25 protein-coding genes are annotated in these 25,812 nt (G+C 56.3%); 12 read left to right on the forward strand and 13 right to left on the reverse strand.

Going from position 1 to position 25,812, the window contains the following annotated elements; all coding sequences use genetic code 11:
• The first annotated feature begins 198 nt into the window (after window positions 1–198).
• The 3 genes from I6J72_RS08115 to I6J72_RS08125 all read left to right on the forward strand — a co-directional run bounded on the left by I6J72_RS08115 (window position 199) and on the right by I6J72_RS08125 (window position 4,464).
• Window positions 199–1,581 carry a hypothetical protein gene (locus I6J72_RS08115; RefSeq protein WP_204098826.1) on the forward strand — a complete coding sequence of 461 codons (1,383 nt, stop codon included), beginning with the start codon at window positions 199–201 and terminating at the stop codon, window positions 1,579–1,581.
• Window positions 1,582–1,793: 212 nt separating this feature from the next.
• On the forward strand, window positions 1,794–2,951 hold the full coding sequence (locus tag I6J72_RS08120) for an alpha/beta hydrolase family protein (RefSeq protein ID WP_204098827.1): 1,158 nt from the start codon (window positions 1,794–1,796) through the stop codon (window positions 2,949–2,951).
• Window positions 2,952–3,069: 118 nt separating this feature from the next.
• The gene (locus I6J72_RS08125) at window positions 3,070–4,464 is read left to right on the forward strand and encodes a GntP family permease (protein WP_204100485.1); all 1,395 of its coding nucleotides are present in this window, start codon (window positions 3,070–3,072) and stop codon (window positions 4,462–4,464) included.
• A gap of 519 nt (window positions 4,465–4,983) precedes the next feature.
• On the opposite strand, the gene I6J72_RS08130 is transcribed toward I6J72_RS08125, so the two are convergent.
• Genes I6J72_RS08130 through mmuM form a run of 3 tightly spaced genes read right to left on the reverse strand, consistent with a single transcriptional unit; the run spans window position 4,984 to window position 6,855 of the window.
• Window positions 4,984–5,475: a gluconokinase gene (locus I6J72_RS08130; RefSeq protein ID WP_204098828.1), complete on the reverse strand. Its 492-nt coding sequence runs from the start codon at window positions 5,473–5,475 to the stop codon at window positions 4,984–4,986.
• A gap of 58 nt (window positions 5,476–5,533) precedes the next feature.
• Complete coding sequence (locus I6J72_RS08135; protein WP_204098829.1) at window positions 5,534–5,920, reverse strand: hypothetical protein; 387 nt, start codon at window positions 5,918–5,920, stop codon at window positions 5,534–5,536.
• A 44-nt stretch (window positions 5,921–5,964) separates the two neighbouring features.
• On the reverse strand, window positions 5,965–6,855 hold the full coding sequence (mmuM, locus tag I6J72_RS08140) for a homocysteine S-methyltransferase (protein ID WP_204098830.1): 891 nt from the start codon (window positions 6,853–6,855) through the stop codon (window positions 5,965–5,967).
• A 485-nt stretch (window positions 6,856–7,340) separates the two neighbouring features.
• Here mmuM and I6J72_RS08145 point away from each other — a divergent pair, with 485 nt between their 5' ends.
• Window positions 7,341–7,895 (forward strand): CAP domain-containing protein, encoded by a 555-nt coding sequence (locus I6J72_RS08145; RefSeq protein ID WP_204098831.1) that lies wholly within the window; start codon window positions 7,341–7,343, stop codon window positions 7,893–7,895.
• A gap of 126 nt (window positions 7,896–8,021) precedes the next feature.
• Here I6J72_RS08145 and I6J72_RS08150 read toward each other — a convergent pair whose 3' ends face one another.
• From I6J72_RS08150 to I6J72_RS08180, 7 genes are all read right to left on the reverse strand, one after another.
• Window positions 8,022–8,909: an endonuclease/exonuclease/phosphatase family protein gene (locus I6J72_RS08150; protein WP_204098832.1), complete on the reverse strand. Its 888-nt coding sequence runs from the start codon at window positions 8,907–8,909 to the stop codon at window positions 8,022–8,024.
• A 17-nt stretch (window positions 8,910–8,926) separates the two neighbouring features.
• A complete protein-coding gene (locus I6J72_RS08155; RefSeq protein WP_239107276.1) occupies window positions 8,927–9,487 on the reverse strand; it encodes an HAD family phosphatase in 561 nt (186 codons plus the stop codon).
• A gap of 80 nt (window positions 9,488–9,567) precedes the next feature.
• A complete protein-coding gene (locus I6J72_RS08160) occupies window positions 9,568–10,695 on the reverse strand; it encodes an ABC transporter ATP-binding protein (RefSeq protein WP_204098834.1) in 1,128 nt (375 codons plus the stop codon).
• Between the two features lie 14 nt (window positions 10,696–10,709).
• Window positions 10,710–11,630: an ABC transporter permease gene (locus I6J72_RS08165; RefSeq protein ID WP_204098835.1), complete on the reverse strand. Its 921-nt coding sequence runs from the start codon at window positions 11,628–11,630 to the stop codon at window positions 10,710–10,712.
• Window positions 11,618–12,508 (reverse strand): ABC transporter permease subunit, encoded by an 891-nt coding sequence (locus tag I6J72_RS08170; protein ID WP_204098836.1) that lies wholly within the window; start codon window positions 12,506–12,508, stop codon window positions 11,618–11,620. Before I6J72_RS08170 ends, I6J72_RS08165 begins: the two co-directional genes overlap by 13 nt.
• A gap of 3 nt (window positions 12,509–12,511) precedes the next feature.
• Window positions 12,512–13,651 (reverse strand): extracellular solute-binding protein, encoded by a 1,140-nt coding sequence (locus tag I6J72_RS08175; RefSeq protein ID WP_204098837.1) that lies wholly within the window; start codon window positions 13,649–13,651, stop codon window positions 12,512–12,514.
• Window positions 13,652–13,843: 192 nt separating this feature from the next.
• Window positions 13,844–14,620 (reverse strand): GntR family transcriptional regulator, encoded by a 777-nt coding sequence (locus I6J72_RS08180; protein WP_204098838.1) that lies wholly within the window; start codon window positions 14,618–14,620, stop codon window positions 13,844–13,846.
• A gap of 97 nt (window positions 14,621–14,717) precedes the next feature.
• On the opposite strand from I6J72_RS08180, the gene I6J72_RS08185 reads away from it, so the two are divergent.
• The 3 genes from I6J72_RS08185 (at window position 14,718) to I6J72_RS08195 (ending at window position 17,800) form a co-directional block, all read left to right on the forward strand.
• Window positions 14,718–16,124, forward strand: a complete 1,407-nt coding sequence (locus tag I6J72_RS08185) for an AAA family ATPase (RefSeq protein ID WP_204098839.1) — start codon at window positions 14,718–14,720, stop codon at window positions 16,122–16,124.
• Entirely contained in the window at window positions 16,124–16,753 is a 630-nt protein-coding gene (locus I6J72_RS08190; protein ID WP_204098840.1) for a hypothetical protein, read from the forward strand. The genes I6J72_RS08185 and I6J72_RS08190 overlap by 1 nt, the downstream gene beginning before the upstream one ends.
• A gap of 306 nt (window positions 16,754–17,059) precedes the next feature.
• Complete coding sequence (locus tag I6J72_RS08195) at window positions 17,060–17,800, forward strand: GntR family transcriptional regulator (protein WP_204098841.1); 741 nt, start codon at window positions 17,060–17,062, stop codon at window positions 17,798–17,800.
• On the opposite strand, the gene I6J72_RS08200 is transcribed toward I6J72_RS08195, so the two are convergent.
• Window positions 17,786–18,451 (reverse strand): HAD family phosphatase, encoded by a 666-nt coding sequence (locus I6J72_RS08200; protein WP_204098842.1) that lies wholly within the window; start codon window positions 18,449–18,451, stop codon window positions 17,786–17,788. The two genes, I6J72_RS08195 and I6J72_RS08200, sit on opposite strands and share 15 nt — an antisense overlap.
• Before the next feature lie 206 nt (window positions 18,452–18,657).
• On the opposite strand from I6J72_RS08200, the gene I6J72_RS08205 reads away from it, so the two are divergent.
• The 5 genes from I6J72_RS08205 to I6J72_RS08225 are packed head-to-tail and all read left to right on the forward strand — an operon-like array spanning window position 18,658 to window position 23,493.
• Complete coding sequence (locus tag I6J72_RS08205) at window positions 18,658–19,797, forward strand: ABC transporter substrate-binding protein (RefSeq protein WP_204098843.1); 1,140 nt, start codon at window positions 18,658–18,660, stop codon at window positions 19,795–19,797.
• Complete coding sequence (locus I6J72_RS08210; RefSeq protein WP_204098844.1) at window positions 19,797–20,714, forward strand: ABC transporter permease subunit; 918 nt, start codon at window positions 19,797–19,799, stop codon at window positions 20,712–20,714. Before I6J72_RS08205 ends, I6J72_RS08210 begins: the two co-directional genes overlap by 1 nt.
• On the forward strand, window positions 20,699–21,544 hold the full coding sequence (locus I6J72_RS08215) for an ABC transporter permease (RefSeq protein WP_204098845.1): 846 nt from the start codon (window positions 20,699–20,701) through the stop codon (window positions 21,542–21,544). The genes I6J72_RS08210 and I6J72_RS08215 overlap by 16 nt, the downstream gene beginning before the upstream one ends.
• Window position 21,545: 1 nt before the next feature.
• A complete protein-coding gene (locus I6J72_RS08220) occupies window positions 21,546–22,649 on the forward strand; it encodes an ABC transporter ATP-binding protein (RefSeq protein WP_204098846.1) in 1,104 nt (367 codons plus the stop codon).
• On the forward strand, window positions 22,642–23,493 hold the full coding sequence (locus I6J72_RS08225) for an alkaline phosphatase family protein (RefSeq protein WP_083311915.1): 852 nt from the start codon (window positions 22,642–22,644) through the stop codon (window positions 23,491–23,493). The genes I6J72_RS08220 and I6J72_RS08225 overlap by 8 nt, the downstream gene beginning before the upstream one ends.
• Before the next feature lie 372 nt (window positions 23,494–23,865).
• On the opposite strand, the gene I6J72_RS08230 is transcribed toward I6J72_RS08225, so the two are convergent.
• Both I6J72_RS08230 and I6J72_RS08235 read right to left on the reverse strand, forming a co-directional pair.
• On the reverse strand, window positions 23,866–24,132 hold the full coding sequence (locus I6J72_RS08230) for a hypothetical protein (RefSeq protein WP_204098847.1): 267 nt from the start codon (window positions 24,130–24,132) through the stop codon (window positions 23,866–23,868).
• 143 nt (window positions 24,133–24,275) lie between these two features.
• Window positions 24,276–25,799 carry a sodium:solute symporter gene (locus I6J72_RS08235; RefSeq protein ID WP_204098848.1) on the reverse strand — a complete coding sequence of 508 codons (1,524 nt, stop codon included), beginning with the start codon at window positions 25,797–25,799 and terminating at the stop codon, window positions 24,276–24,278.
• Window positions 25,800–25,812: the final 13 nt, after the last annotated feature.

Here is a 25,812-nt window from a genome sequence, read left to right on the forward strand (position 1 = left end):
GTTCACCTGCGTGTCACCCTATCGAAATTTGCTTTTCATCCCAAAAATATTAACAATCCTCAGGATGCGGGATCCTGAAAGTCCCCTTAGAGTGGCTTCACGTCACGCACTGAGCGATACAGCGCAGCACAGCGCAACCACAGTGCGTCACCACATTGCCCCAAACATTTTCAAGCATTTTCATCCAGGAGAACAATCATGACCATGCGTCGTCGTACCGCTGGCCTCGTGGCCGGCCTCGCGATTGCAGGCACCGCCCTCATCGCACCGGCTGCATCCGCAGCAACCCACACCGAGTCCTACCCGGAGACCCCGGCTGTCAACGCCAAGCTCCCCATCGTTCACACTTCCCACGGTTCCGACCACATGAAGGCCAACGTCCTCAACCCGCGTCCGGTATGTAACCCGTGGGAGGACCACCGCACCGTGGTCTACAAGGTGACCGACAACTTCATGCCGGCTGGCACCATCTCCACCACCAACCAGACCAAGAAGGACATCCCGCTGCAGCAGGACCTGTCCAAGTCCCAGTCCATCACCCTGTCCGTCAACGGTGACCGCACCGAGACCACCTCCATGAACATGGGCGGCAAGGGCTCCGGCAAGGGCGCTGAGGGCTCCTTCGGCGTCTCCCACCAGATTGCCACCAAGCTCGGCGCTTCCGCTTCCTACTCCCTGTCCTGGGAGGCTGGCCAGTCCATCGGCCCGTACGACGTTCCGCCGAACCACACCGGTGAGGCTACCTACGGCTTCCGCGTTCTGAACATGACCGGTACCCAGCAGTACTGCAAGCCGAACGGCACCTGGTCCACCCCGACCTTCTGGTCCGCTATGCAGCCGATGAAGAACGAAGTTCGCGTCAAGCTCTACGACGACATCGCTGACTCCTACGCTCCGAACAAGAACGCTCAGAACACCACCGACGTCAACGACCCGAAGGTTGTTGAGGAGGAGAAGTCCCCGGAGGCTGACGCAGAGGTTCTGAAGGACAACGAGGTTGCTCCGAAGGAGAAGGTTGTCTCCGAGGCCGAGGGCAAGAAGGAAGAGGAAGCTGACAAGAAGCTTCAGGACAAGGTTGACAAGGGCGAGGCTACCGAGGCTCAGAAGAAGCTCGATCTCAAGCCGGTTCTGACCACCTCTGGCGCTAAGCACGCTGGTTTCGCCGGCACCGTTGCTCTCCGCCTGGAGAACGTCGGTACCGAGCGCTACTACGGCGACTTCCCGGCTGTTCAGTACCGCGTTGACGTGAAGACCGCTGAGGGCCCGAAGGGCGTTGACCGCCTCATCACCCCGCGTTCCTCCAACGGTGCTCACATCCGTGACCTGGGCTTCAACGAGAAGACCTCCACCCGTTCCTTCGAGGTCACCCTGGCCAACCCGATTAACGCTGGCGATTCCGCTCGCGTTGCCAACCTGGACTTCGGCGACGGCAACACCAAGGAAGGCCGCATCAAGAACTACATCGAGGTCACCCAGATTTCCCGCCTGAAGGGTGACGACTCCAGCGACAACGACCAGAACGTTGACTCCCGCGAGATCACCGTGAAGGACACCGGCAAGAAGGCTGAGGGCCTGTTCTAAAACAGCCCCTTCCTCAGCCTCACCCTGCAGCAGAGAGTGTGCAGCCCGCCGGCGCTTAGTCCGGTAATGAGAGAGTGAGCAACCCCGACCGCACGGTCGGGGTTGCTTTCTGTTTATGGCTCCCTCTTAAAACGCCACCGAGCTCTTAGCGTCAAGAACCGCAACGCACATACTATTTTCGCTGTGCAACCTACATTGGCTATTGTGAACAAATGCATTTTACTCGCACCGCACTAGCGGGCCTCCTTGCGGTGGGGTTGATCCTCTCCCCCACCCACGTGCAACCGGCACATGCACAGGCACCAGATACGATGAGCAGCGATATCGCCAATATCGATCAGTACGCCTCTGCGTTCGATCCCATCGCGTTGGGCCCGTTGGCGCCAGTCCTCTTCAGCGAGAACGTCTTCGCCACATGGGGACACGTGCTTCAGCAATTAAGAATTCCCGTCGTGCCACCGGAAGCCACTCGCCCGCCAGCAACCACAGCACCGGCACAGCTGCGCGAACTACGGCAAATCCACGACAACGTGTGGGAACTTAAGGCCTATTCACCGGCCATGGACCGTGTCATCACCAATGACATCATTCTCCCGCCGGGAGGAGTGGAGAATACACAGCCCCGCCCGACCTATTACCTGCTCGGTGGCGCGGGCGGCGGTGAGGACGCACTGTGGTGGGATGGAGGCGGCGCCGCCGAGTTCTTCCGCGACAAGCACGTAAACGTCGTATCGCCACGCGGTGCTTATGGCTCGATGATGTCGGATTGGGCTCAGCCTCACGACACCCACGGAAAATACAAGTGGGCCACCTACCTGACCAAAGAGCTCCCCCAGCTCATCGACGCTGAGTTTCATGGCACCGGCCGTGACGGCATCGCCGGCCTCAGCAACTCTGGTGGCCCGGCATTGGAATTGGCCACCTTTGATCCGCGGTTCAAAGTAGCTGGTTCCTTTTCCGGCTGCCCCTCGACCACGGGTGTTCTCGCGCAGGGATTCGCGTGGGTCAGCGCGGCGTACTACGGCACGGACCCGGCTCGCTCCTTCGGCGCGCCGTGGGATCCGGCTTGGGCACAGCACTCACCGGTTCTCAACCTCGATCAGCAAAAGGGCCGGAAGTCCTTTGTCATCGCCTCCCGCGGTGGTCCGGCAGACTTTGACGTCGATATTGAGGACTCACCGCTACCCGCACTGGGTCTCAACGAAAGGTTGGACTATTGGTGCAGTGCCCACTACGCCAAGCAAGCCACCGCCGCCGGCGTCGACCTTGACTACTACGAGCTTCCGGCAGGACGGCACACATGGGGCCTGTTCCGTCGTGAGCTGGCCATCACGTGGGCCACGGTGGGCCCAGTACTCGGGGTGGAGTAGCGCGTCCGCTGAGCTTGCCGACGCACCCCTCGTCACCCCCTCCTCTCGTGAGGTTCCCCACCAGTGAACTTCTAGAACACCGCACGCTGTCGAACTAAAGTCAGTGCTTATGAATGTTATGGATACTTGGGAGCCCACATTGGGCACCGGACCACTGTTAGGAATTGCGGTGGCGGCCATCGCCGTCATCCTCATCCTCGTCATCCACTTCAAGGTGCACGCCTTCGTCACCCTCGTCACTGTCTCCGCATTGACTGCCCTCGCCGCTGGCATCCCGCTGGACGGCGTGGTTCCCACCATGACGAGTGGCTTCGGCTCGACCTTGGGTTCTGTGGCTTTGCTGGTGGGCTTGGGCGCCATGATCGGGCGCTTGGCAGAGACCTCCGGTGGAGCCAAAACGCTTGCCGACGCCCTCGTGAAACTCTTCGGCGAAAACAAAGCACCCCTAGCGCTGGGCGTAGCCTCCCTCATCATGGGCTTCCCCATCTTCTTCGACGCGGGTCTCATGGTAATGCTGCCGGTTATCTTTGCCGTCGCCAGGCGCCTGGATGGCCCAGTCTTGGCCTACGGCATCCCCGCCGCCGGCGCTTTCTCCGTTATGCACGTCTTCGTGCCGCCGCACCCGGGGCCTGTGGCGGCCGGTGGGTTCTTCAGCGCAGATATCGGCCTCATCCTCATCTTCGGTCTCCTCGTTGCACTGCCCACGTGGTATCTCTCCGGCTACCGCTTCGGTCTCCACCTAGGAAAGAAATACCCTTTCCGTCTTGAAGAAACGGTGACCGGTGCGCTTGTCAGCGATGCCGAACTGCCGGATCGCCCGGCCTCCCCTGCCTCAGTTATCAGTGTTCTGCTCATCCCGATGGTGCTTATCTTTGGCAATACCGGGTTGACCACTCTGGGCACGGCTGGTGCTGTCGATCCTTCTGCTACGTGGGTGCGCTTCTTTATCTTCTTGGGCCAGACCCCGATCGCACTGCTGATTACCACTCTGGTGGCGATGACCGTGCTGGGTCTGCGCCGCGGCGAGGGCAAGAGCGCAATTGAAAAGACAGTGGAGTCTGCGCTCGGCCCCATTTGTTCCGTCATCCTCATTACCGGCGCCGGCGGCATGTTTGGTGGGGTGCTGCGCACTAGCGGTATCGGTGATGCGCTGGCGGATTCTATGTCCGGCCTCGGTATCCCGGTCATCCTGGCCTGCTATCTCATTGCGGTGGCCCTGCGCCTGGCGCAGGGCTCAGCCACCGTTGCCCTCACCACCGCCGCGGCGCTCATGGTGCCTGCCGTGGAGGCCGGCGGTTTCAGCGAAATTCAGCTGGTCCTCATCACTCTTGCCACCGCAGCTGGTTCCGTCTTTGGCAGCCACGTCAATGACTCGGGCTTCTGGCTTGTCGGCCGGCTCATGGGCATGGACGTATCGACCACTCTGCGGACTTGGACGGTAAACCAGGCGCTGATTTCCTCAATCGGCTTCGGCATTGTCCTCATCTTCTACGGCGCCGCCGCCTTGCTGTAGTCCTTCTTAATCCGGTGTAGTTAGCGCGCTCACCTCCCTTCGCGCTCACCTCCCTTCGCGCTCACCTCCCTTCGCGCTCACCTCCCTTCGCGCTCACCTCCCTTCGCGCTCACCTCCCTTCGCGCTCACCTCCCTTCGCGCTCACCTCCCTTCGCGCTCACCTCCCTTCGCGCTCACCGGCAGCCCGCGGGGCAGCCTCCTGACGCTCACGGTGAGCGCGAAGGGTGCGGGCACGTAGCACGAGCCCGACTTAACTCACTATCAAGTGCCGAAGACCCAGCCACCCTTGACAATGCAGTCTGCGGGTTCAGCGTCTGGGTAGTTGTGTTCGGCACTAATGTGACTCAAGTCAGATCAGAGCAGGTCCCCTGGCGGACACCTCCCTTCGCGCTCACCGGCAACCCGCGCGGCAGCCTCCGGACACTCTCGGTGAGCGCGAAGGGCGGGGTGGAGTTGTGTGAGCGCGAAGGGCGGCCCCGCGATGCCTCAACATCATGCGGGACAGTGTCGCAGCTACAGCTAGCTCTGGAGGTATTGTGCCGCTGCGGCAGAAAGGTCCTCCGGCGCGGCGCTGACATCCAGCACCAGCCCTGCTTCCTCTGGCCGCAGTTCCTCCAGCGTTTCGAATTGCGAATCAAGCAAGGACACTGGCATGAAGTGCCCAACGCGATGGCTCATGCGCTCCTTGAGCAACTCGTAAGATCCGTGCAAATGCACAAAAACTGTATCCGGCGCTGCGGCGCGAATGATCTCGCGGTAAGAATGCTTGAGCGCAGAGCAACCGACGATGGCTCCATTCTCGTGCTCCGCAAGGAAGCGCCCGATCGACTCGAGCCAGGGTTGCCGGTCGAGGTCATTGAGCGCCTGACCAGAGGCCATTTTCTCGATGTTCGCCGCCGGGTGCATATCGTCCCCATCCCGAAAGGGCAGGCCAGTGCGTTGTGCTAGCAACTCCCCGACCGTAGACTTGCCACAGCTCGAGACTCCCATAACCACGACGTGCTTGCGCATCAATCCTCCTTAAGAATGCCGCGCGCTACCTGACGTAGCGCGCTATAACGCTGCGCGCTTAGCGCAGTGGCGCGTAGCCAAAGTCGCCGCGTTGCACTTCGCCACGAGCGTTCGGGTCAAAGGTTGCACACAGTGCGGCCGCCACGTAGCGCACGCCGCCCTCCGGGGAGGACGAGCCCACACGCTCAGCGCAGTTCTGCAGCGCAGGCAGGCCGATGTCCTGCCCCGGCCTCGTCATGGAGAAGAAAGACGCGGCCATCATGATGTTGCCATCGGCGCGCACGTATTCCGAGGAGCCCTTGATAGCCTGCCAGGCAATCGCCCCGACGGGATCTGTGCGGAATTGGTCCCGCTCAGTCTGGGTTAGCTCAGCGTTGGCCACTGGCATGGAAAGGGACGCCACGATCAACGCAGCACTTGCGGCATAGAGGGAAATCTTCTTCATAGGAATACTGTATCCCCACGGCATAGGGATTGTCTCAGCGTTTGCTATTTGCTGTCTACAAAGAGAGCTTCGCGTATCCGCCGAATCCCCGCAGGACCCACGCGGCAACAACCACCCAGCAAGTTAACCCCAGCCGCGCGCAGTTCCACCGCAACCTCGGGCAGGCTCATCGTCTCGGCAGGAGCCGGCCCCCAGTCATGAGCACCGTAATCCCAGGACTCACCACTGTTGGGACAAGCCATTAGCGGCTTATCTGTCCCTGCACGAAGCCTATTCACCACCGCAAGTGCCTGCGACGGACTCACGCAATTCACGCCCACGGCACCCAACCGTGGTACGTGTCGAGCCAATTCGATAACGCGCGATAGCTTCGCCGGGTCAGCAGCAATAGCACCGGTAATGCTCAGCGCAAAGGGCTTGGGTTGATCCGAGAGAAGTTCCAGCAGGGCTGCGACTTCATCAACGTTGGGGATGGTTTCTGCAAGGAGGAAATCCGCGTCCGTATCCGCGAGCACCGTTACTCTGCGGGCATGCCAGCGCTGCAGTTCACTGCGGTTGAGGTCGTAGGCCCCGTCATAATCGGTACCCTTGCCCGGACCCGCACCATAGGGGCCAATGGATGCGGCGACCAGCAGGTGAGGATGAGCACTGCGCTTAGCGACGACCTCCCGAACCACCCCACGAGCCACCTCAACACTGCGGCGTAGAAGGGCCTCCGCCTCCTCGCCAAGAACATCGAAGGTGACTTGATAGGAGGCTGCGGTGGCCACCTGGGCGCCAGCGGCGAAGAACGCAGCATGGGCTGATTTGATAAGCGCGGGGTTCTCACGCAGCACTCGCGCTGACCACAACGGGCCTGAAATGTCGTACCCCTGGGCTTCGAGAAGGGTTCCGAGGCCGCCGTCGAAAAGCAGTGGCGCATCAAAGAGTCCCATGCTGCTTGAGCCTAACAGCTGCTTGTATCCAGTGGCCGAGCTATGCCCCGCACTGCGTCCACAGTGGCGCTGTGTGTGAAGGCGTCGCCCTTCCCTCAACCGCCACGCATAAGTGCAAACTATCCATTCCCAGGAAGAATCCATAATTTTCCATAGAAACACCCAAGGTTTTAGACATAGTTGACCCGTCATCAACTAAAGCCCCAGGATGCGCGACTGTGACCCTGAGCAGCCACCCCCGATCCGCACCCCCACTCGCCCTAGTTTCTGAATCAAACTATGCAAATCTAGGCAAAAAGAGCCCGAAAGTCAATAAACCCTTAGAACCAGGTGGAGAAGCGCCGCAAACCTAAGTGTAATCCTTAACGGCGCTGGTCAGCTAGCATTTCCAAGACATCGCGAGCTTTAATTTTAGGTGGAAACAACCGCACGCCACGCGAGATTCATACCGCCGCTTGAGGCCCGATATAGAAAGGGGAACCACAATGTTCCGCCTTCAGCTTGGACGCACCGCCACGAAGATCATTGCCCCGGTCGCAGCAGCCGCCGCACTCTTCGCAGGTTCCATTAACGCCCCTGCTCAGGCTGGTAGTTCCTTCGGCGCCTTCAATCCGGCCTCTTTCGGCTTCGCCACCCCAGCCGCTGCTGGCCCGGTTGCGCAGGCTCCGTCCACCTCCGCCAGCGTCCAGGGTCTCATTAATCAAACTAATGCACACCGCAAGGCTAATGGCCTCGCTCCGCTGCGCGTTGATGCCAACCTAACCAACCTGGCACAGGACTGGGCCAACACCCTCAGCCACGATGGCGTCACCCGCCACCGCCCGAACTACTGGACCCACTACCCTGCCAATCTTCCGGCTGGTGGCGAGAACGTCCTCCAGGCATGGACCGACTACAGCGATGCCCGCCTGGTACAGCTGTGGATGGACTCCCCGGGCCACCGCAAGAACCTGCTTGACCCGCGCGCCAAGTCCGTGGGTATCGGCTTGGCCACCACCCCCGAAGGCAAGCTGTACGCTGTGCAGAACTTCGGCCGCTAAACGGCGATAATTACGCACCGCACGTTTATCAAGAACACCCCTCGGCCGACCGCTGCCGCCACGCCACTCTGGCGGCATCTCCACACGGTCAATTTGATCACGTTTTACCTCGGTGCCATCGCGGTGTTAATCCACGAAGTCGAGCTGTACCTCCACAATGTTGTGGTCACTCGGATACTCGTTGCCGGACTGGTTCGGGATGAGCTGAGCGGAGGTACCAATGGGAGCAAAAGATCGGGAGACGCTACCGAGCTCAGGCTCTGAGTAGCCCTCCTCCCTCTCCACGAGGGCGCCGCGGGTAAGAGCCCCACAGACCACCAGGTTCTTCACAAAGATGAAATCGATGCGGTCACGCGGTTCCTTGTCCAGCGGCTCGATGGGAGACCACGTATCACCCCACACCGTAGCGGCATCGGGGTAGATAGCTCGGTAGGCATCGGTAAAGCCAGCCTTGAGAGGCGCATCCGTAGGAAGCCACTGGTAATCCGGCCTATCACTGCGCTGCGTCCAGTCCATAGTGGCAGGGCTGTTGAAATCACCAGCGATAATGACAGGCGTGGAGGAGTCACTTAACTGGGCAGTCAGTTTCAGTATCTCTGCAATCTGTTCCTGTCGCTGGCGTTCCTCCGGCTGCGTATTAATTACCGTCGGGTCTTCGCCCTTCAGTGCGGCGTAAGGCCCGTAGTCCCACGGTGCCAAGTGCACAGACCACACCAGTACCCGGCGCGGCTCTCCCGATGCAGCAGGTATCGCTACCCATGCTGCCGTAGCGTAGGGCGCGGTCGGGGTCTCAAGCAGCTCCACGTCGAAGGCAGTGGACACCGCGCAATCAAAGTCTTGCTGCGCGTGGTGGTGGCCGATTTCTTCGAAAACCGCGCGGGCGCAATCCTTGTAGCACTCCTGAGTGCAAATAATATCGGCGCCGTGGTTGCGCACAATCTCCACCATTTTGCGGTGTCCGTCATCAACTTTTGTGCCGCCCCACCACAGGTTCCACGTTTGCAAGCTAAACATCTTATCTCCTCTTTTCTCTACAGGGTGAAAGTGCGTCGAGCAGCATCAAAGCCCACGGCGGCGAGACTCGCAGCCCGAGCAACGATGAGTTCAGAAGGCACGTCCGGGCCTAGGCCCACGACACGGCACCCGGCTGCAAACGCAGCGCGAGCACCCACAGCGGAGTCCTCAAAAGCCACAACTGTCTCAGGACTGTGTCCCATCGCGGCGCAGGCATTGATATATAGATCCGGCTCGGGCTTGCCACACTCCACATCATCGATGGTGAACATATGGGGCACATGCTTGGCGACGCCCACCCGGCCCAACATCGCTTCCACATCCACTCGACACCCATTCGTGGCCACCGCGATGGGGATCACGCCGTCCAGTGCTGTGAGCAGCTCCAGAACCCCAGGCATGGGCTCAGTAATAGAGGCGAGCGCAGTACTATAGCGGCGGCCAATCTCCTCTTCACACTCGTCGCGGCGCGAGCTTGTGGAGACAGCAAGACGTTCCGCAGCCTCGGCGGCGGTGATACCCCGCAGGCTACCTACGTCCTCAACACGAAGGTGACGCTCTTCAAGGAGTCGGGTCATTAAATCGAGCCAAACACGCTCGGAATCAATAAGTGTTCCATCGCAGTCAAAGACCACGGCAGAACAAGTAAGCTCCGTCATTAATCGGTGACCTCGGAGGCGGGGAGGCGAAGCGCGACGTCGTCAATAAGCCCCAGTGTCACGCGTGCACCTACCGGCGTCTCAGAGGCCTCGCGGGATGGGATCTGAACGGTCCAGTGTCCGCCACGGGCATAAGGATGCTTCACGGATACACGGATGTGATCACCCATGTAGGCGTGATCGGTGACGATCGCATCGGACTTCTCGTCCTCAGTGAGCTGCAGAGCCTCCGGGCGGATGAAGACAATGTCATCTCCCTTGTCTGGGTCCATGCTCAGTGGCAGGTCGTCTGCGCTCGTCCATGCCTTCGGCACCGCAAATTCATTAATTGTTCCCACGAAGCGCGCCACGAAGGGCGAGGCAGGACGGGAGTACAGCTCTACCGGTGCGGCATGCTGCTCCACAATTCCGCCGTTCATGACAGCCACGCGGTCCGCGATGACGAGAGCCTCTGCTTGATCGTGAGTAATGAACAGCGTGGTGGTACCCATTGTTTGCTGTACACGGCGAATCTCATCACGCAGCTGGGAACGCACGGTGGCGTCAAGTGCGGAGAGAGGTTCGTCTAGGAGCAGCACCTGCGGCTCAATGGCCAACGCACGGGCCAGGGCCACGCGCTGCTGCTGACCACCTGAGAGCTGATCTGGGTAGCGGTCACCAAAACCTGGTAGGCCACAAACCTCGAGCAGTTCGGCTGAACGACGGTGCGAGGCTGCCTTGTCCATCTTGCGAATACGCAGACCGTACTCAATGTTTTCCGCCACGGTGAGGTTGGGGAACAACGAATAGGACTGGAATACCATGCCCATGTTGCGCTTATTTGCAGGGGTACGCACGATGGATTTTCCACCCACCAGAACGTCGCCGGAGTTCGGCGCTTCGAAACCAGCAAGGATGCGCAGCGTTGTGGTCTTACCGCAGCCGGATGGTCCCAGCACGGTGAGCAGCTCACCGGCCTTGATGTCGAGGTTCATATCCTTGAGCACAAGCGGGCCGTTGGCGGTGTAGGACTTGTTGATGCCCTGAAAGCTCACGGACAGCGGCTCAGACTTCGGTGCGATGGGAGCCGGGCTGTGGACGCGGTTGTCCGCGTTCTTAACGCTGGCTTTTGTCGTTGGTGTAGTCATGTCATCTTTCCTTGTCATGATGCGGACTGTGCAGGAGACGTCGCAGGTGTCGCAACGGCGGCGGCTGTGTCGAGGGTTTCTGCTTTCTCGGAGGCCTTCGAGCGGCGTGCGTTGCGCGCGGATTTCTTTCCCGCACGCTCGGCGGTCACCATAGCCAGTGCAAGCAGTCCCCACGTGATGAAGTTGGACAGAATGGATAGTGCAATGGATGCACGGAAGTTAGTGGCCGACAGCGTGGTCATGTACACCGGCAAGGTCCGCACGGACATCACGGAGGCCACGGTGTACTCCGCGAAGCCCAGTGCAAAGGCAAAGAATGCGGAGAACAAGATGGAGCCACGGATGTTTGGCAGCACGATGGAGAACAGTGTTTTCCATGTGCCGGCGCCGAGGCTTGACGACGCCTCAAAGAACACCTTCAGAGGAATCGAACTCAACGCAGCGTTAATTGAGCGGTAGGTAAACGGTAGGCACAGCACCACGTAGGTGCCGATGAGCGCGATGGGAAAATCATTGTTCTGCAGCGTCATCGACAAGGCGTTAAGTGGGGTACCCCGGCCGGTCGCAGACATAGTACGCAGGATCTGTAGCAGACCCGCCACTAGAGCAATGGCTGGGATGACCAGTGGGAGGGTGCACAGGATAGACAGGGTTCCGCTGAGCTTTGGCGCCCATAGGTGCACGGCGACAACGGCCGGCACCAAGGTCATAACGAGGACCACCACGGTAGTGACCGCAATGATTACTGACAGACCCAGCGAAGAGTAAAAGGCGGAATCATCAAACAGACCTTGGAACCCGGAGAGGGTGAACTGACCGTTGGCAAAGAAGGCATAGAGGATCATGGCCAGCTGGGGCGCTACAATGAAGACGCCAAGCAGCGCCACCGGAATCCAGGCCAGAGCTTTGCCGGTTTTAGGGCTTACTTGAGCCATCGTGCGCTCCTTTTCTGCAGGGCGTTGAAAGCCACGAGGGTGATAATTGCGATAACGGTGGTGGTCAGACCCATAGCCATAGCAATGTGCTCACCACCACTGGTGGCAGAGGCGCCCATCTCCGCGGCAATCTGCAGCACGATGAGCGGGAAAGTACCCGTACCGATGAGTACTGCTGCCGAGGCATGCGTGGCGAAAGCCGCGCCGAACTCCAGGATCCACACGCCAAGGATAGTTGGTGCCAGGATAGGCAGGCCCACACGTTTCCAAAAGGTCAGTGCAGAACCGCCCAGGGAGGTGTTCGCTTCCTTCCACGCAGCACGCATCGCTTTGATGGATGGAAGGATGAGCAGCACCACGGTGGGGATAAGGAAGTACTGGTACATGAGGACCAAGCCTTTGATGGAGTACAGGGAGAACCCCTTGTCTACCGCCACGAGCAGCGAGATGAGGTAGCCGGTGTTACCGGCTAGCACGATGAAGGAGAAGGCCAGCGGTGCGCCACCAGAGTTCGACAGCACCGAGGACACCACCGCGGTGACTGAGTCCAGCGTCTGGGACTTGATGTGGGTGATACACCACGCCACGATGAGACCGATAACCAGCGCTACGAGCGAGGAAATCAGAGACACTAGAACTGAGTTCCACATGGCGCGCAGTCGGTTGCCCTGTGTCATGGCTTGGTAGTTCTCCATGGTCCACGAACCATCGGAACCGCTTTGCAACGAGGTAATCGCCATGCCCACAATCGGCACGACAAAAAAGAGGGTAAGGATGATACCGAGTGGCAGCATCGTGGCCCATGCGGCCTTCGAGGTGGAAGCCTTTTTGGCTTTTCCCACGGGGGCCGCGTGCGCTGTATCAGTCTTTGCAGTCATGGACTAGCCCATGACCTTTCCCCAGCCTTCAACCATGACCGGGTGCAGCTCATCGCGCTGCTCCAGTGACGGCTGCGGGTAATCCTTGCGGGAGCCTTCCGGCAAAGCGTCGAGAGCTTCCTTGTTAACGGTTCCGGCATCAATCATGGACTGCAGGCGAACCGGCTTCACAAAGCCCTCAAGCAGTAGGTTCTGCCCCTCATCGGAGAAGAGGAATTCGAACCACAGACGGGCAACGGCTGGGTGCGGGGCATCATCGTTAATGGAGGCTGCGTAGTAGGAGGAGACGGTCTTCTCCGGCAGGGCAATTTGCAGATCCACGCCGGACGGCTCAAGGTCACGAGCCATCTGGGCCAGCAGGTAGTCCCAGTTGATGACAATTGGGGTTTCGTTGGTTTCGATGGTTCCAGCGGAGGCTGCTACCGGCAGGAAGTTACCGGCCTTCTTCAACTCACCAAAGAAATCGATACCCGGCTGAACATCATCCAGAGAACCACCGTTGCCCAAGGATGCAGCCATGACGGTCATGAAACCGGCCTCACCAGAGGTCGGGTCACCAGCCATCGCTACCTTGCCCTTGTATTCCGGCTTCAGCAGGTCATCCCAGTCTTCCGGGCAGACCTCAACCTGGGACGCATCACAGCCGATAGCCATGTTGCCACCAAGGTGGTTGTACCAGGTGCCTTCTGCGGATTGCTTGTCCTTGTCGATGTCACCGACAGTCTCCGGAGCGTACTCAGCCAGCAGACCGTCCTTGGAGGCCTGCTCGGCAAAACCCACGCCGGTATCCAGGTAATCAAGGGAGTTGTCCTGTCCCTTGCGGTTCTTGACGGCGTTGATGAGGTCCTGGGAAGCACCCGAGGAAACGTCGTTGTTGATCTTGATGTCGTACTTCTCACCGAAGACCTTGAGCAGCTCACCATAGTTGGCCCAATCCTCGTAGAGGCCCATAGTGTTGAACTCACCCTCGGCCTGTGCGGCCTTGATGAGGGCATCCATTCCGCCACCCTCTTCCAGAGTGGTGGCTTCACGCCAGTTGGTGCTTTCTTCGCTCTCTCCAGCGGAGGAACAGGCGGTCATGGTGACGACAGTGAGTGCGGTCAGCGGAACGGCGAGAATGGTGCGAAGTGACTTCTTGAACATGAGAATAGATGCTTTCTGTGCCGAGGTTTAAAAACCTCACTAGTGAACTTTCCAACGACTAGGTAATCAGCACCTCATGAACGGCGGGTTAACTCCACGTGCAGATTTGACCAACAAAACAGATCCCCCGGTTTAACACCCCTTCCCCACTTTCGCTGACCCCCATCAGCACACCCGAAACAGCCCTCAGAGCTACAAATCGAAGCGCTGGTCAGACGTCCAGTTCAACGAGTTGCTTGCCTCCGTATTCGACACCGCCAAAGACACCGAATTAGGCAAATACTTATCCTCCGACCGCTCCAGTGGCGTGCCAAAGCGGTCACGACTCACGCGTCGATGGACGAGCAGCGGTGTGCCTTCCACCGCTTGCAAGGCCGCAGCCTCCGCTTCTGTCACGGCCCCCACGCCAAATACGTGGTCCGCCGCAACGAACTCAACATCCTCTTCTGCTCGGAGGACGTTGGTCACCGACGGCGTATCTTTAGGCAAATCTGCCACCAGCACACCGATACTCTGCGGGTAGTGCGTATGCTCCAGCATCACCGGCACACCGTCAAGCGTGCGCACGCGCACTACATTGAGCACCGGTGCGCCTTCCTCCACGCGCAGCAACCGAGCGTCCAACTCACTAGCCTTCACCCAAGACTGTGACAGAACCTCTCCCCCAGGTTCCTTGCCCTGGCTATACGCCCACTGTGCAAAGCTACGAAACTCCCCAAACTCTGACGAACTCCGCGGCGCACGCAGCACAATCTTCTTCGCCCCGCGCCGCGCGCTGAGCACGCCTTCCTCCACAAGCACCTTCAGGGCCTGACGCATAGTGCCTGGCGCGACTCCAAAGCGCTCCGCCAACGCCGCCTCCGACGGCAGGTAACTGCCCACAGGGAACACCTGCTTGTCGATGTCCGAGCGCAGCGCATCCACAATCTGCGCATAACGCGGGCGGCGTTTAGGTTGCTGCTCAGGCATGGTCCGGTTTCCTTTCACGTTCGGCAGATTCACAACCACAGTAGTCAACTACAAAGTAGGGTTCATTCTTCACTTCGCGCTCAAACAAAATGAAGCAATGCGCAGCACCATTGGGATGTGCAACTTCGGCGCTCACTATCTGCAACCACGTTATAGTGAACCTATGCTCACGCGACTCGAAGTAGATGGTTTCAAAAACCTCAAGGATTTCAGTGTGGATTTTGGCCCCTACACGTGCATCGTCGGCCCGAATGCTGTTGGAAAGTCCAACATCTTCGATGCCATTTCCTTCTTCGGCTCCACCGCCAGTTCGAAGCTCAATGACGCAGCCGTCAGTCTTCGTGGTCTTCGCGGAGACATTGGTGAAATTTTTGGAAGCGACGATAATCGCATCAGCTTCGCAGCGGAAATGATTGTTCCGCCGGCGTTTTACGACGATTTTGGGCAGGAGGTTGATGTCACAACGACTTATCTTCGGTATGAGCTCGACATCAAGCTCATCGAGGAAACCGGCAATCTAGGTCAGATCGTTCGAAAAATTCACTTAGAGCGGGAGAGGCTCGCCCCACTCACAAAGGGTGACGCCAAAGCACGACTAGGCTGGGCAAGCGACAAATTCAGGAAAACCGCTATCAAAGGTAAAGGTTCCACGAAGCCCTTCATACGGCCAACTGATGACGGTTTCATCGAAGCAACGTCCGGACAACGAGGTAGGAATCCACGCAGTCCGCTCAGCGAAGCAGGTAACACGGTGCTTTACGCCTTTGGGCGAAATTCAGACTACTCAGCGATTTACGCTGCCTGTTTGGAACTGAGTTCGTGGAAACTGCTCGGTCTTGAGCCCAGTGCTATGCGCTCACCCAGCGCGATGAACGGACCAACTGAAATCGATGAACGCGGCTCCAATCTTCCAGCTACATTGGCGCGACTTTCCCAAGTCATGGGTTCTCAGGCCACGGTTCAGCTCGAAGACACGCTGTTGGATCTCGTCGATGTTCGCAAGCTCGACCTTGATATCGACAACTCACGTCAGCTGATTACCTTGCAAGCTCAAATTGGCAACGCTCCTTTGCTCCCTGCACGTGCACTTTCCGACGGAACCCTCCGGTTCATTGCATTGGGATTGCTTGCCATCGATCCCACTGCACGCGATGTCCTGTGTTTCGAAGAGCCCGAAAACGGAATCTACCCCGATAAGCTCCACGCAATGTATGAGTTGCTGCATGAACTTGCGGTAGACCCTTCTGAAGAAGTTGGGGAGGAAAATCCCCTGCAGCAAATGATTGTTAACTCTCACTCCCCTGCCTATCTTTCCTTGCACCAGAAGAAATGGGATGAGTTGCTGGTGGCCGAAGGCCGTCGACGAGACAACTCACTTCGGCTACTTCCAGTTCAAAGCCGGAAGAATTGGCGTACTAAGGATCCCACGACCCCTGCAGTCATCACTACTGCCGTCGATGAAATCCTCACCGTGTCTCTGAAACGCCCGTACGAGGTGGCTTAATGGCTGAGCCATATATCTACGCGCAGCTCCTCCGCGAAGGTTCCAGTGACGATGGCCTGCAATCGATCCTAGAGGCAACCCTCTTGTCTGTCGGATGCGATCTCAATTCACGGGTTGAAACTGCCCCTTACCCCAGTGGAGATAAGACTGTGCTCGGTGGTTTGAACAATCTCCTCAAACAAGTCCAACCTCATGTTGTTTTTGTTCACCGCGATGCCGACAATGCCGGTGCCGATGACCGCCTAAAGGAAATCCAGGATGCTGCGAACCAAGCCAGTATCGACACCGCCACAGATGCCCCGGTGATCCCTGTCATCCCAGTTAAAGAAACCGAAGCCTGGATCCTGTGGGCTCTCCATCACCCCGAGTTTCGAAGCACTATCCCGGGGATGGATTCACCAGATCTGGTTCCATACAAGACCATTGAGCATTGCTCAGCTAAGGAACGACTCTTCGAAATCCATAGTAAATGGGCCGAACATCGCGGAGGAAAACGGAATCGCCGGGACCGCTTTGAACGGGATCGTTCAACTTGGTTGCAAAACATCACCAATGTTCGCTATCTCAAAGGCTGTCCCTCTTTCGAAGAGCTCTACAGAAGGTGCGAAGACCTAATTCGGACTCTCTAATGGCACCTGTCCTATAGACCGGTCACGTCGGAAACAGGTCGCGCAGGCTGCTCGATTCTTGGACCGGCAGCAATTCCGAAGCCTCCCCGACCACGCTCACCAGAAGCACGTCACGGGCACGCGAGGCCGCCACGTAAAAGTAAGCAATTAGGAATGATGAAAATGGGGTTGCCGTAACCAGATTGTGGGACTGAAATAGACTTTTATCGACCACCTAGAAAGTAGAGAAGAACTTCAGATAGTCTCGCGCTAGTTCAGTGCTGTATCCGTAATTTCCATTTCCATCCAGCAGGTAAGGTAGTGCCCGTGTACAGCCTCGACCGCCAGACGCATCTTTACCTTCATATTGCCGATGAGCTTCGTTCTCGAATTACTAGCGGCGAATTGACCCCCGGAAACGCACTCCCATCGGAACGCTCGCTTTCCCACCAATTCGAGGCTTCAAGGATCACACTTCGCCGAGCCCTAGACATCCTAGAAGCAGAGGATCTTATTGAGCGCCGGCGTGGCCGTGGTGGCGGGACTTTCATCAAATCCACACCACCTACAGTCGAGATCAATCGGATGGAGGGCTTTCTTCCTCAGCTTAGGGAACGTGGGAGAACTGTTGAATCTCAAGTCTTGGTGACCGACTTAGTCTCTGCGAACTCTGAAATTGCAGATGCATTGAAGGTCGAGTCTCGGGCACAAGTCTTTCGCCTAGTAAGACTACGCAAAGTCAGCGGAGTTCCAATGCTCATTGAAGACTCGTACTTTCCAGTTGCGGTCGCACCCGATCTCTTAGACCAAGACCTGACGGGTTCCCTTTACGAGCTTTTGACCAACCGCTACAAAATCAAACCCACCCACAAAAGAGAGACAATTGTTCCTGCACGCGCTACTTCATGGGAGCAAAAGAAACTTCAAATGCGGCCGGACCAACCGATACTAAGAATCAAAAGGACAACCTTTACCTCCAATGACGCTCCGATAGAGTTCTCGCTCGATGTTCTGCGTTGCGACTTGGCCCAGGTAGAAGTCGTAACAAAGCCTCTACCCGGCGCATAGATATTGCTCGGCAGCTCTACCCATCGAATCAAACGCAAAGTCGGCAATAGCAGCCGCAGCGGTATTAGCTCCTACGGCAACTGAACACATCTGGGCCCTAAGTGCAGCTCTGACGCCAGCGACGGAATCCTCGAAGACGACCACAGATTCGGGCGAAACCTTTAAGTATTTTGCGCCCAACAAGAATCCCTGGGGATCTGGTTTCCCAGCGGTTACGTCTTCGATTGTCACTGAGTTTGGGATAAGGCTATCTAACCCGTTTTCTTTCAAGACAGGTTCGAGGAGTTGCCTTGACGTACCAGTAACGATGCCTACCTTTTTGCCTTCACTCTGAAGCGTTTTGACCAATTCCACAGTGCTAGGCGCTATCAATTCTGCCCCGTGGCTCAGTGCTGAGTACCTTGCGGCCAAAGCTTGAAGGAGCTCTTCAACATCGCAAGAAGCTCCTCGAGCATCAACTAGACGACGCGAGATATCAACGTCGCTCAAGCCAAGCAATGATTCATACTCGCCATACTTTAATGGTTCAAGATCTAGATCATTTAGAGCCAGACTATAAGACTTTTCCAGAACAGCTTCATCATCACTCAACGTTCCGTTGAAATCAAAGATTACACCTGAAGCTTCACGTACTCGCTCTACAAAAGGCATCTTCGCTCCTATCAGCATCCATTTTCGGTCTTGCGACAATCAGGATAAGCAAGCCATCAAAAGGACAGGAACACTACCTTAAAGGTATTAAATTATCTTCCACTAGAGTTAACCTCTGCGGAACCTATGAGAAAGAATCAGGTGCCAGACTTTCCAATGTCCAGAAAAGATCCTCTAGCTCAATCCGGACTCGAAAGGATTCCAAAATGTCCAGCACACTGTCCCGACGCACCGTCCTCCAAGCACTCGGCCTCGGTGCAGGCCTTGCTGTAACCGGCACAACTATCACAGCATGTGGCGGCAACGGTTCCAATTCTTCTGCCAACCGCAACATCGGAAGCAATATTGACGAGATCATCAAACTCGCCCAAGAGGAGGGGGAGGTTCGTCTCATTGCTTACCCCGAAACATGGGCAAACTACGAGGGCCACTTCCAGAAATTCGAAGAGAAGTATGGTGTCATGATCAAGGTAGACTCACCTGACGCTTCCTCTGCAGAAGAGCTTGAAGCTGTAAAGAACCTACGTGGCCAGGCAACCCAGCCGGATATCCTTGACATCGGCTATTCATTCACAACCCCGGCGATTAACCAAAAGCTCATCGAGCCTTATAAGCCGTCTAACTGGGACTCCATCCCTGAAAACCTCAAGGACAAAGATGGCATGTGGGTGGGTGCCTACTACGGTGTACTCACCTTCGGTGTTAACAAGAAGAACGTCGACGTTCCCACCACGTTCCAGGATCTCAAGGATCCACAGTACAAGGGAAAAATCGCTCTGCCAGGCGATCCACGCCAAGGTGCATCCTCAATTGCAACTGTCTTCGCTGCGGCTCTAGCAAATGGCGGATCTTTGGACGATATTCAACCCGGCATCGACTTCTTTGCCGAGCTTGCGGAGATGGGCCACCTCGTTCCAATTCTAGATCCGGCTCCAGGTATGACTACTGGAGAAGCCTCCGTTATCTTTGACTGGAACTACAACTGGATCGGTGTACAAGATCAGTTGGTCAAGGATGGCGTTGACTTCGAAATGCTCGTTCCTGAAGACGGTGTTTTTGGCAACTATTACGCACAGCCGTGCACCATCGAATCACCTCACCCGAATGCTGCTCGCCTCTGGATAGACTGGCTGACTTCTGACGAAGGTTCTGAGCAATACGCTCTAGGCGGTGCGGTACCAGCCCGCTTTACCGAGCTTTCTGAAGCAGGAAAACTCTCTGACGACGCTCTTGCAACTCTCCCTGATCCGGAGATCGTGAAGAAGGTCAAGCTCCCGAACTCTGCTCAAGGAGACAAAGCGAATTCAGTAATCGCTACGCAGTGGGCCCAGAAAGTTAAGTACTAATGGCACTGGAAACGCCCCATTCGAAAGAACCCAATCAGGACACCCACAAACCTGAGAGGCAACGCTTCAGTGGGATTAGCTTGACGACCCTATTGGGCGCTCTTCCGTACTTCGCGTTCGTAGCTGCGTTCCTGATCGTTCCCATTATCGCTAATCTCATCACGGCGTTCAAAGACGCGACAGGACAACCATCAACGGAAACGATGGTTGAAGCGATAGGGCCAACCTACCGCGACGCTTTTATTCTGACAATAAATTTGTCGCTTCTCACGACGATTGTGGGCGGATTCTTTGGCCTCATTATTGCTTGGGCGTTGACCTCTAGAAAAGCTGGTCCAAGTTGGCTTGCCAATTTGGTAAACAGCTTTTCCGGCTTAGCCGCACAATCAGGTGGAGTCCAATTAGCTTATGCGTTTACTGCCTTATTTGGTGCTCAGGGGCTGCTCACCGGTTTCATCCAAAAATTTTTCCCGAGCTTCAGTGAAATTTTCTCCATCACGGACTTCACCGGTGTCGCTCTGGTTTATCTGTACTTCCAGATTCCATTGATGACTGTCCTCATGCTCCCGTCCATGAGCGCGTTGAAGCAGGAATGGTTCGATGCTGCGTCCTCGCTCGGAGCTACCAACACTCAGTATCTCCGTGATGTTGCGCTACCAGTACTGTGGCCACCAATTGTGGGTTCGCTGCTTCTCCTTTTTGCTAATGCCTTCGCAGCTTATGCCACGGCATATGCACTTTCAGGAGGTTCGTTAAACCTCATTCCAATTATTATCGGTTTCCTCATTAGCGGAAACGTCTTGTTGAACCCAGGGCTCGCAGCCGCACTTGTGACATGGATGATGATCATCATTGTCGTTGCAATGGGGTTGCGTCTTCTACTTACACGAAGGAGCGATAAATGGCTCAGCAACTAGCCACAGCAGCCTCACCTACCGCAGACACAGCCCAAAATATCAAAGCATCCAAGCCCAACGGGCAGAACATCAACTGGGTAGTGACCACCATTTTCGTCATTGCTCTGGTTTTCTTTTTCGGCCCATGGATTGCTGCTGCAGTCTTCGGGTTCACGCGCCCCGGCGAAGGTTTTACCTTCGAACCTTTGATCTCCGCTTTTGACAACCCTCGTGCAGTATCCGCGGTTATAGACACACTTTTGCTTGCCGTAGCGACAACTCTGCTGATGCTCATCCTATTAGTCCCAACGATTGTCTTCTTGAATCTGAAATCGCCTCGGTTGGCGCGCGTAGCTGAGTTTCTGTCAGTTCTTCCTCTCGTTATTCCAGCAGTGGCACTGGTGTCGGGAGTGTCGGAATTCTACCGCGCGGTTGCACCCTCTTTCCTGGTCTCGAAATGGTCATTGGTTCCTTTGTACGTGATCGTGGCACTGCCATTGTGCTATCGAGCAATCGATGCCGGTGTTAAAGCATTGGATCTAAAAACCATGTTTGCTGCATCATCGTCGCTCGGGGCAACGTCGACGCAGACCTTGTTCAACGTCGTACTCCCCAACCTTCGAGTATCGATGCTTTCGGCTTCGCTCCTTTCCATTGCGATGACTTTGGGCGAGTTCGCAATCGCCTCTCTTCTTCTGCATTACACCTTCCCAGTGTTCATCGTGGAGGTATCCCGAACCAATCCCCGAGGTATTGCCGCGCTATCGTTCATCACAATTCTCATTACTTGGGCATTGATGGCATCCATCTCCGCGATTGCAAAAATCGATTCCGCCCGAAAGGAAAAGTAAAGTGAATTCTTCTCACGTAGAACTCAAAAACATCACTAAGCAGTACGGTTCAAAGACTGTGCTTGACAACCTCAATCTGGAAATTGGCAAAGCCGAACTTGTTGCACTGTTGGGCCCTTCCGGATGCGGAAAGTCGACCACGCTTAAGATCCTTGCCGGTCTTGAACACGCCGATCAAGGTTCAGTCTGCATCGATGGCAACGAGATCTCCTACCTTCCTACTCGTCGGCGAAACATGGGAATTGTCTTCCAAGCTTATTCGCTGTTCCCGCACCTCGATGCAATAGACAATGTCGCATACGGACTTAAAATCAAAGGTCGCAGCAAGCGCGAACGACGCAATCGTGCAGGTGAATTGTTGGAACTCGTCGGGCTATCAGAACATACGACCAAATTTCCCGGACAGATGTCAGGCGGTCAGCAACAGCGTGTCGCGCTAGCCCGCGCCTTAGCGATCGAACCGCAGCTTCTGCTACTCGATGAGCCTTTGTCCGCTCTCGATGCGAAGGTACGTACCCAGTTGCGCGATGAGATTCGGCGTATCCAACTCTCAGAAGGTATTTCGACCCTCCTTGTTACTCACGACCAGGAAGAGGCCCTCGTGATGGCTGATCGTATTGGCGTGATGAACAATGGCGTTATCGAACAAATCGGCTCCCCTTCTGAGTTGTATCATCACCCCCGTTCACCTTTTATTTCTCAATTCGTTGGTGTCGTCAACCGCATTTGCGGCGAGTACAACGCAGGTTCCGTCGATGTCCTCGGCACACGTGTGGATGTTGCGAACACTGAAATTGATGCACGCGACGGGGACACCCTGACATGCCTTATTCGCCCTGAAGACCTACGTGTTCTCCCTGACGCCAAAGGGAGCTACCGGATTCTCAATAAGCAACTCCGTGGAATTTTTACCTCTGTGATGCTCGCAGGTCCTGGCAGCACAGTGATTCGCGTTGATATGTCGGACCGCGAAGCCAGTAAGCTCCCAACCGGCAGTCAGGTGAGCCTGGAGACCTTGCGACACGATGCTGTTGTGGATTTTGCCTCCCCCGATGAGGTAGCCGAGGCCAAGGCTTTCGTCAAAGAAAGGAACGCGAATGCGTAATCCAGGAAACAGCACAACTCCAGATACCGGCGATTCAAATCGACGAATTCTACTGATTGGTTTAGACGGCGTTCGCTGGGACATTGCTGCCGAGTCGGGAGTTGGCCCCACCCTTCAGAAGCTGGCCGCAGAAGGAAGCTGGCATTCAATGCAAATGGAAGTCCCCACGATTTCTGCCCCTGGCTGGGCAAGCATTCTTACCGGCTCTACTCATGCGGAGCACGGGCTGAAAGACAACAGCTGTGTTGGTGGAAGGACATGGAACTGTCCTGATTTCCTGTCTCAAGCTTTTTACCAGAATCAGTCAACGCGGACCTTTGCCGCAGCTGGATGGCCCGTTCTGGTAGATCCCAGCGGCCTCGGGCCGATCATTCATCCCCGAGTTGAACAACAGTACGCCGGACTTCACCGAGTGATTGTTCGTGACGGTGAAACATACGGCTACGAACGCATCGATGCAGAAGTAGCGGACTTTACCCTAGCGGCAGTGCATGGTGGGTCTTTTGATGTTGGGTTTATGTACTGCTGCAGTGTTGACGACGCTGGACACGTGTACGGACTCATGGGAAATGAGTACCGTGGCGCCATCAAATCCGTTGATGAGCATGTAGGTCGTCTCGCTTCGGCAGTCGAACAACGCGCTACTGAACACGGCGAAGACTGGCTCGTCGTTGTCACCACCGATCACGGACATGTCGACGAAGGCGGCCATGGCGGAAGCTCAGCCCGCGAACGGGAATCGTGGGTCATCGCTTGGGCACCGAATGGTTCACTACCGGAATGGCCTTTTGAGATTGAGCCACACAGGCTCTCTTCGCTAATTCTTTCCGAAAGAGCATCTTAATCTTCTAGTAGTTGGCTTCTTCGCGGGCAACAAAAGTCCACGAAGAAGCCTTTTTCTATTTAGCTCTTAAATCCTCCACCGCGGCTCCCGCTTGTTTGGTTTAGACCCCCAACCGGCCAAGGCGCCCACAAGCATGAATTCAAGAACCGACAGAGTGTAGCGCTTCATACGGAGACCCCGTAGTAACGCTCGCATGATATTTCTACTCAGTCGTCAAGCACCCTAGACGGGTCAGCGTTGCGGGAGTGATACCAATGTTGGAACCGAATACCGTGGTCGCGATTATTCGGCGTGAAAGGCCGGGTTCAGGGTTTCGATCGTGGACATCGGGGTGTCATAGCCGAGGACGTCAAAGCCTTCGTCCTCTCCGGGTCAAAGGAATGTGTGGTCGAAGCTATCGGAGGCGAGATCGTACCGCGCGATCCACGTCTGCCACTCACCACGTTCCGGATCGGCGGTGAGCTCTCGCAACCGTGCGATCAGCGTACGGTTAAACGCTGGGTTGAGCGAGGACACCGTGGTGATCCGCGTCTTGTTACCGACGACCCGCCATGCCTCGCGCGCCGAGTGCCCCTTCTCGTAACCGGACACGACCACAAAGCCATCCCACGGTTTACGCTGATTCAGCTTGCGGTCCACACGTAAGCATCGGCCGATTACATCCAGTATCGAATCGACGGAGTTGTAGTCAACCTCGATATCGGGTGTGTGGTCACTGTGCTTCCTTCACTTGCTTTCGGTGTACACGCAAACCAAGCCTAGCGGCAGCCTATTCGTATTGCTTACTCACTTTGCGAAACGGGTATTTGATTGACGCTGCGCCGCGTGTATTCAAGGTCCTTTCCGTAAATAGTCAAGCCCGTGATGTCGTGCTGGTCAGATTTCCTGAAGATGAAGGATGCCAGGTATCCGATAACGAGAGTTCCTACGAAGGCGACAATCGAGACCAAGAATGGGCCTTGGTCCAGCTTTCCAGCGAAGTACGCAGCAATCGCTCCGCAAAGGAGCCCGATGAGAACGCCATGGGAATTTGCGGACTTCGTAAAAATACCCAAGACAAATACCGCAGTGAGCGGAACTCCAAAAAGACCGGTAATCGCGAGGAATAGGTCCCACAGGTCCGACTGGTTGGTGATGATGAGATACAGCGCGACGGCCAACCCGAAGGTTCCGGCAGCAATGATGACTAGGCGAGAAAAAGTAACCGACGCTTCCTTAGGGGAGAAGCGGTTATAGATATCCACGACAACGCAGGCGGAAATCGAGTTGAGCGAAGAGGAAATTGTCGATTGCGCAGCCGCCAAGATGGCAGCAATCAAGAGTCCGGCAATGCCTGCAGGCAGCTCCGAAAGAATGAAATACGGCACTACGGCAGAAGTGTTGACTCCTTCAGGCAGACCACCCTTCGCTTCGTAGAAGTTATACAAAGCCGTTCCCATCCCGTAGAACAACGGAATAGTTATCAGCGCCAGAATTCCGTTGACGATGAGGGACTTCTTCGTCGCTTGAATCGTAGGAGTAGTTTGGTAGCGCTGAACGACGTCCTGAGAAGAGGTGTATTGGTGCAAGCTGTTCAGTACATTTCCGATAAAGATGAATGGTATCGAGGAGAAGACTGCATTCGTGGTGAAGTTGTCCGCTGAGTAGAACTTTCCTTCTTCAGCAGCGTTAACCACCGCACCGCTAAATCCGTCGGGAGTCATGGCCATGGCCGTCAGCACTACCGTTGCAGCGCCAGCCAATAGCAGGATGCCCTGAATCACATCAGACCAAATCACGCCTTCCATACCTCCCAGGAAGGTGTACACAACACAAAGAACTCCTACAAATGCAGCGACGACCAGCGGATTGATATCTGCCACCGCCGTAATCGCCAATGTTGGCAAATAGATAACGATGGCGATGCGCCCAACGTGATACAGAACGAAGAGGAGCGAGCCAAGAACTCGGAGGACTACGGAGAATCTCTCCTCAAGGTATTCGTATGCCGTCGTGACATCCAGCTTCCTGAAGAACGGAACATAGTAACCAATCAAAATTGGAACAATGGCAAAAATAGCGAGGTTACCAGCCGAGTAGGCCCAGTCAGTCAGATATGCCTTTTCCGGCGTCGACATGAATGTGATGGCAGACAGCGTCGTGGCATAGATAGAAAATCCTGCCGCCCAACCAGGAATCCTGCCACCCGCTTTGAAGAATTCGTCCTGATCACTGCCGGCCCTACGCGCAAAATAAGCGCCGACAAGAAGCATTCCGAGGAGGTAGAGGAGCAGAACTATCCAGTTAAGCGTTCCGAACGATTGCATTTGACCTTCCCTT

Source organism: Corynebacterium sp. FDAARGOS 1242 (genome assembly GCF_016889985.1).
GTDB classification, from domain to species: Bacteria; Actinomycetota; Actinomycetes; order Mycobacteriales; family Mycobacteriaceae; genus Corynebacterium; species Corynebacterium minutissimum_B.

Excerpts from the sequence above, each read along its gene's own strand:
- I6J72_RS08115 (WP_204098826.1), top strand. The coding sequence starts at position 199 with ATGACCATGCGTCGTCGTACCGCTGGCCTCGTGGCCGGCCTCGCGATT.
- I6J72_RS08120 (WP_204098827.1), top strand. The coding sequence starts at position 1,794 with ATGCATTTTACTCGCACCGCACTAGCGGGCCTCCTTGCGGTGGGGTTG.
- I6J72_RS08125 (WP_204100485.1), top strand. The coding sequence starts at position 3,070 with ATGGATACTTGGGAGCCCACATTGGGCACCGGACCACTGTTAGGAATT.
- I6J72_RS08130 (WP_204098828.1), bottom strand. The coding sequence starts at position 5,475 with ATGCGCAAGCACGTCGTGGTTATGGGAGTCTCGAGCTGTGGCAAGTCT.
- I6J72_RS08135 (WP_204098829.1), bottom strand. The coding sequence starts at position 5,920 with ATGAAGAAGATTTCCCTCTATGCCGCAAGTGCTGCGTTGATCGTGGCG.
- mmuM (WP_204098830.1), bottom strand. The coding sequence starts at position 6,855 with ATGGGACTCTTTGATGCGCCACTGCTTTTCGACGGCGGCCTCGGAACC.
- I6J72_RS08145 (WP_204098831.1), top strand. The coding sequence starts at position 7,341 with ATGTTCCGCCTTCAGCTTGGACGCACCGCCACGAAGATCATTGCCCCG.
- I6J72_RS08150 (WP_204098832.1), bottom strand. The coding sequence starts at position 8,909 with ATGTTTAGCTTGCAAACGTGGAACCTGTGGTGGGGCGGCACAAAAGTT.
- I6J72_RS08155 (WP_239107276.1), bottom strand. The coding sequence starts at position 9,487 with ATGACCCGACTCCTTGAAGAGCGTCACCTTCGTGTTGAGGACGTAGGT.
- I6J72_RS08160 (WP_204098834.1), bottom strand. The coding sequence starts at position 10,695 with ATGACTACACCAACGACAAAAGCCAGCGTTAAGAACGCGGACAACCGC.
- I6J72_RS08165 (WP_204098835.1), bottom strand. The coding sequence starts at position 11,630 with ATGGCTCAAGTAAGCCCTAAAACCGGCAAAGCTCTGGCCTGGATTCCG.
- I6J72_RS08170 (WP_204098836.1), bottom strand. The coding sequence starts at position 12,508 with ATGACTGCAAAGACTGATACAGCGCACGCGGCCCCCGTGGGAAAAGCC.
- I6J72_RS08175 (WP_204098837.1), bottom strand. The coding sequence starts at position 13,651 with ATGTTCAAGAAGTCACTTCGCACCATTCTCGCCGTTCCGCTGACCGCA.
- I6J72_RS08180 (WP_204098838.1), bottom strand. The coding sequence starts at position 14,620 with ATGCCTGAGCAGCAACCTAAACGCCGCCCGCGTTATGCGCAGATTGTG.
- I6J72_RS08185 (WP_204098839.1), top strand. The coding sequence starts at position 14,718 with ATGCGCAGCACCATTGGGATGTGCAACTTCGGCGCTCACTATCTGCAA.
- I6J72_RS08190 (WP_204098840.1), top strand. The coding sequence starts at position 16,124 with ATGGCTGAGCCATATATCTACGCGCAGCTCCTCCGCGAAGGTTCCAGT.
- I6J72_RS08200 (WP_204098842.1), bottom strand. The coding sequence starts at position 18,451 with ATGCCTTTTGTAGAGCGAGTACGTGAAGCTTCAGGTGTAATCTTTGAT.
- I6J72_RS08205 (WP_204098843.1), top strand. The coding sequence starts at position 18,658 with ATGTCCAGCACACTGTCCCGACGCACCGTCCTCCAAGCACTCGGCCTC.
- I6J72_RS08210 (WP_204098844.1), top strand. The coding sequence starts at position 19,797 with ATGGCACTGGAAACGCCCCATTCGAAAGAACCCAATCAGGACACCCAC.
- I6J72_RS08215 (WP_204098845.1), top strand. The coding sequence starts at position 20,699 with ATGGCTCAGCAACTAGCCACAGCAGCCTCACCTACCGCAGACACAGCC.
- I6J72_RS08225 (WP_083311915.1), top strand. The coding sequence starts at position 22,642 with ATGCGTAATCCAGGAAACAGCACAACTCCAGATACCGGCGATTCAAAT.
- I6J72_RS08235 (WP_204098848.1), bottom strand. The coding sequence starts at position 25,799 with ATGCAATCGTTCGGAACGCTTAACTGGATAGTTCTGCTCCTCTACCTC.